The sequence below is a fragment of the Streptomyces sparsogenes genome (assembly GCF_001704635.1).
GTDB classification, from domain to species: domain Bacteria; phylum Actinomycetota; class Actinomycetes; order Streptomycetales; family Streptomycetaceae; genus Streptomyces; species Streptomyces sparsogenes.
This window is the reverse complement of sequence record NZ_MAXF01000004.1, coordinates 1-5,328: the sequence shown is the minus strand read 5'-3', so window position 1 is coordinate 5,328 and position 5,328 is coordinate 1. Positions and strand designations below refer to the sequence as shown.

General features: G+C 76.2%; 2 protein-coding genes. Both read left to right on the top strand.

All coding sequences use genetic code 11. The annotated features are described in order from the left end of the window. Positions 1-9: 9 nt before the first annotated feature. Positions 10-4,905 carry an SDR family NAD(P)-dependent oxidoreductase gene (locus BBH68_RS00085; RefSeq protein ID WP_245737825.1) on the top strand — a complete coding sequence of 1,632 codons (4,896 nt, stop codon included), beginning with the start codon at positions 10-12 and terminating at the stop codon, positions 4,903-4,905. Positions 4,906-4,932: 27 nt separating this feature from the next. Next, the coding region (locus BBH68_RS00080) for a beta-ketoacyl synthase N-terminal-like domain-containing protein (RefSeq protein ID WP_245737824.1) at positions 4,933-5,328 on the top strand (396 nt) is incomplete at its 3' end.

Below are 5,328 nucleotides of genomic sequence, written 5' to 3'. Positions count from 1 at the left end.
ACGGGCGCGGTGAACCCCGGCGCGACGGCGTTCGTCTTCCCCGGCCAGGGCTCGCAGTGGGCCGGCATGGCCCTCGCCCTGGCCGACGCCTCACCGGTGTTCGCCGAACACTTCCGCCGCTGCGCCGAAGCGGTCGAACGGCACACCGACTACACCGTGGAGTCGGTGCTGCGAGCCGATCCCGGCGCCCCCTCGCTGGAGCGGGTGGACGTGGTCCAGCCCGTGCTGTGGGCCGTGATGGTGGCCCTCGCCGAGCTGTGGCGTTCCCACGGAGTGGAGCCCGCGGCCGTGGTGGGCCACTCCCAGGGCGAGATCGCGGCGGCCTGCGTCGCGGGCGTGCTGTCGGTGGACGACGCGGCCCGCGTCGTGGTGCTGCGCTCCCAGGTGCTTCCCGAGCTGTCCGGCCGTGGCGGCATGGCCTCCGTGGCGCAGCCCGTCGAACTGGTGGAGAAACACCTCGAGCGCTGGGACGGGCGGCTGAGCGTGGCCGCCGTCAACGGCCCCTCCTCGACCGTGGTCTCCGGCGACGCCGACGCCCTCGAGGAGCTGCTGGAGGACTGCGAGGCCGACGGCGTGCGCGCCCGGCGCGTCCCGGTGGACTACGCCTCGCACTGCGCCCACGTCGACGCGCTGCGCGATCCGCTGCTCGAGGCCCTGGCGGGCATCGAGCCGAAGGCCGGCACCGTCCCGCTGTACTCGACCGTCACCGGGCGGCGTATCGACGGCACCACCATGGGCGCCGACTACTGGTACACCAACCTCCGCCGGCAGGTGAGGTTCCAGGAGGCCACCGAGGCGCTTCTGGCCGACGGGCACGGCGTGTTCATCGAATGCAGCCCGCATCCGGTCCTCACCATCGGCGTGCAGGAAACCATGGACCAGTCGGGTGCCAACGCCACGGCCCTCGGCACCCTGCGCCGGGACGAGGGCGGCTGGGACCGCTTCCTCCTCGCGCTGGGCCAGGCCCACGCCCATGGCGTCACGGTGGACTGGAGCGCGGTGTTCCCGGACGGGACCAGCCCCGCCGACCTGCCCACCTACGCGTTCCAGCGGCGGCGCTACTGGCTGGATGCCACCGCCGGCGCGGCGGGCGACCCCGCGAGCCTCGGCCTCGCGCCGGCCGATCACCCGCTGCTGGGAGCCGTCACCGTCCTCGCCGAGGGCGACGAGGTGGTCCTGACCGGCCGGCTCGGCCTGGACACCCATCCGTGGCTGGCCGACCACGCGGTGGCCGGCGCGGTGCTGGTGCCCGGCGCCGTGTTCGTGGAACTGGCCGTCAGGGCCGGTGACGAGGTGGGCTGCGACCGCCTCGAGGAAATGGTGCTGGCGAGCCCGCTGGTCCTCCCCGAGCAGGGCGGCTCCGACCTCCAACTCGTGGTGGGCGGCCCCGACGAGGACGGCCGCCGCACGCTCGGCGGGTACGCCCGCCCGTCCGGGTCCGACCGGCCGTGGAGCCGGCACGTCACCGGCGTCCTGGCGGCCGGCGGGGCCGCCCGGCCGTTCGACCTCGCCCAGTGGCCGCCCGAAGGTGCCCAGCCCGTGCCCGTGGAGGGCTGCTACGACCAGCTCGCCGAGGGCGGCTACCGCTACGGCCCCGCCTTCCGCTCGCTGCGCGCCGTGTACCGGCGCGAGACGGAGGTGTTCGCCGAGGTCGTCCTCCCGGAGGAGCAGCGCGGGAAGGCCGCCGCGTTCGGCATCCACCCCGCTCTGCTGGACGGTGCGCTGCACGCCAGCGGACTGAGCGCGGTGCGCGGCGACAGCGAAGGCCGGATGGCGCTGCCGTTCGCCTGGAACGGCGTGTCGCTGGCCGCCACCGGCGCCGAGTTGCTGCGCGTCAGACTCGCGCCGGTCGGCGAGGACGGCATGTCCGTCCAGGCCACCGACGCCTCGGGACACCCGGTGATCTCCATCGAGGCCCTGGTGACGCGGCCGTTCACGGCCGGGCAGCTCCCCGGCGGCGGCGAGGACACCGGCGACACGCTCCTCCGGGTGGCGTACACCCCCCTGACCGGCCCCCGGACCGGCGCCCCCACCGACGACTGGGCCGCGATCGCCACCGGCACCGAGCCCACCCACCACGGAGTGCGCCGCTACGACGACCTCGACGCGCTCGCCGCCGCGGTGGACGGCGGCCTGCCCGCCCCGCCGGCGGCCCTGCTGCCCTGCGAACCGGTGCCGGACGACGGGGACCTCCCCGGCGCGCTGCGCCGCCGGCTGGGCGAGGTGCTGCACACCGTCCAGCGCTGGCTCGCCGACGAGCGGTTCGCCGCCTCCCGGCTGGTGGTGGTCACCCGCGGCGCGGTCGCCGCCGCCGAGGGCGAGGACGTCACCGACCTCGTCCACGCCCCGGTGTGGGGCCTGATCCGGTCCGCGCAGTCCGAGCATCCGGACCGGCTGGTCCTGGTGGACCTGGAGGGGCCCGAGCTGCCGGAGGCGGTCGCCGCGGCGGTGGCCGCCGGCGAGAAGCGGATCGTCGTCCGCGACGGGACGGTGCGGGTCGCCGGCCTGGTCCCCGCGGCCTCAGGCGGCGCGCTGACGCTGCCGGAAGAACCCCACTGGCGGCTGGACATCGCCGGGCCCGCCACGCTGGAGAACCTGGGCCTGGTGGCGGCGGAGGAACCCGGGCCGCTCGCCCCCGGCCGGATCCGCGTCCGGGTCCGCGCCGCCGGCGTCAACTTCCGCGACGTGCTGATCGCGCTCGGGATGTACCCGGGCGACGGGGCGTTCCGCGGCAGCGAGGGCGCGGGGGTGGTGGTCGAGGCGGCCCCGGACGTCACGTCGGTGGCCGTCGGCGACCGCGTGATGGGCATGTTCCAGGGGGCCTTCGGCTCGACCGCCGTGGCGGACGCCCGCTCCGTCGTGCCCGTCCCGCCGGGCTGGACCGACGAGCAGGCGGCGGCCGTGCCGATCGCGTTCGTGACCGCCTGGTACGGGCTGGTGGACCTCGCCGGGCTCAAGGCGGGCGAGTCGGTCCTCGTCCACGCCGCCACCGGCGGCGTGGGCACGGCGGCCGTGCGGATCGCCCGCCACCTGGGCGCCGAGGTGTACGCCACCGCCGGCCCCGGCAAGCACCATGTGCTGGAGGCGATGGGCATCGACGAGGCCCACCGCGCCTCCTCCCGCGACCTGGACTTCGAGGACACCTTCCGCGCCGCCACCGGCGGCCGCGGCGTCGACGTGGTCCTCAACAGCCTCACCGGCGAGTACACCGACGCGTCCCTGCGCCTGCTGGCCGAGAAGGGCCGGTTCGTGGAGCTGGGCATGACCGACGTCCGCGACCCCGAGCGGCTCGCCGGGCCGTACCCCGGCGTCCGCTACCGCGTCCTCGACCTGAGGGAGCCGGGAGAGGACGGCATCGGCCGCATGCTGACCGGGATCCTCGGCCGGTTCGCGCGCGGCGAGCTGACCCACCCCGCGGTCCGCGCCTTCGACATCCGCCGGGCGCGCGACGCGTTCCGGCTGATGAGCCGCGCCGCTCACATCGGCAAGATCGTGCTGACGCTGCCGAGGCCGCTCGACCCGGAGGGCACGGTCCTGGTCACCGGTGGCACCGGCACCCTGGGCGGCCTGATCGCCCGCCACCTGGTGACCCGTCACGGGGTGCGGCACCTGCTGCTGACCAGCCGCCGGGGCCCCGAGGCACCCGGCGCCCCCGCCCTGCGCGAGGAGCTCGCCGCGCTGGGCGCCACCGTGACCGTCACGGCCTGCGACGCCGGCGACCGCGAGCGGCTCGCCGAGGTGCTGGCCGGCGTGCCCGACGCCCACCCGCTGACCGGGGTGGTGCACTGCGCCGGCGTCCTCGACGACGGCATGGTCGAGGCGCTGACCCCCGGGCAACTGGCCCGGGTGCTGCGGCCGAAGGCCGAGGCCGCGCTGCATCTGCACGAGCTCACCCAGGGCGCCGACCTGGCGCTGTTCGTGCTGTTCTCCTCCATCGTCGGGGTGTACGGCAACCCCTCGCAGGCCAACTACGCCGCCGCCAGCACCTTCCTGGACGCCCTGGCCCACCACCGCCGCGCCCACGGGCTGCCCGCGCAGTCCCTGGCCTGGGGGATGTGGGAGGAGACCAGCGCGCTCACCGGCGAGCTGGACGACGGCACCCGGCAGCGCATCCGCCAGGCCGGTATGGATCCGCTGCCCACCGAACAGGCCCTGGCGCTGTTCGACCGGGCGTACGCCGCGGGCGACGCGCTGCTGGTCCCGATCCGGCAGTCCGCGGCGGCCTCGCGCGGCGGCCCGGCCGCCGGCCGCGGCAGGGCGCGGCGGATCGCGGACAGCGGCGTGGCGGGCAGCGGCGGCCCGTCGCTGGCGGACCGGGTCGCCGCGCTGCCGGAGGCGGAACGTGACCGCTGTGTGCTGGAGGCGGTGCGCGCGCACATGGCGGCCGTCCTCGGCCACGGCTCGGCCGGCGAGATCGCCCCCGACCGGACGTTCAAGGAGCTGGGCTTCGACTCGCTGACCGCCGTCGAGCTGCGCAACCGGCTCTCGGCCGCCACCGGCCTGCGCCTGCCCGCCACGCTCGTCTTCGACTTCGCCGACCCCGTGGCGCTGGCCGAGCACCTGCGCGAGCGGATCGCCCCGCCCACCGAGCTGGGCCCGCCCACCGGCCCGAGCGCCCCCGCCGACCCGAGCCCGCCCCCCGGCCTGCCGGACGGCCCGTCCCCCGATCCGCGCGAGAGCCGGGTCCGGCAGGTGCTGGCCGCCGTCCCGCTGCGCCGGCTGGAGGAATCCGGCCTGCTGGAGGCACTGCTGCGGCTGGGCGACGAGGGGCCCGGGGAAGCGGACACGGGGGCGCGACCCGCGGACGGACCCCGAGATGACACCCCCGCCCCCGATTCCGCGGACATCGCCTCCATGGACCTCGAGGAACTGGTCAACGCGGCCTTGCGCAACGACGAGTCCTGACGTGTGCCGTCCCTTCGGAGGAATGCCATGACAGTGGCCGACGCCAAGGTCGTCGAGGCCCTGCGCACCTCGCTCCTGGAGGCCGAGCGGCTGCGCAAGGAGAACGAGCGGCTGCGCGCGGCACCCCGGGAGCCCGTCGCCATCACCGGGATGGCCTGCCGCTACCCCGGGGGTGTCGAGTCGCCGGACGACCTGTGGACACTGCTGACCGAGGAGCGGGACGCGATCGGCGCCTTTCCCACCGACCGGGGCTGGGACCTGGACGGCCTGTGCGGGCCGGACGCCCACCCGGATGTGCGCAGCGCGGTCGGGGAGGGAGGCTTCCTCGGCGACGCCGGCGCGTTCGACCCGGCGCCGTTCGGGATCTCCCCGGGCGAGGCGGAGGTGATGGACCCTCAGCAGCGGCTGCTGCTCCACCTGGGA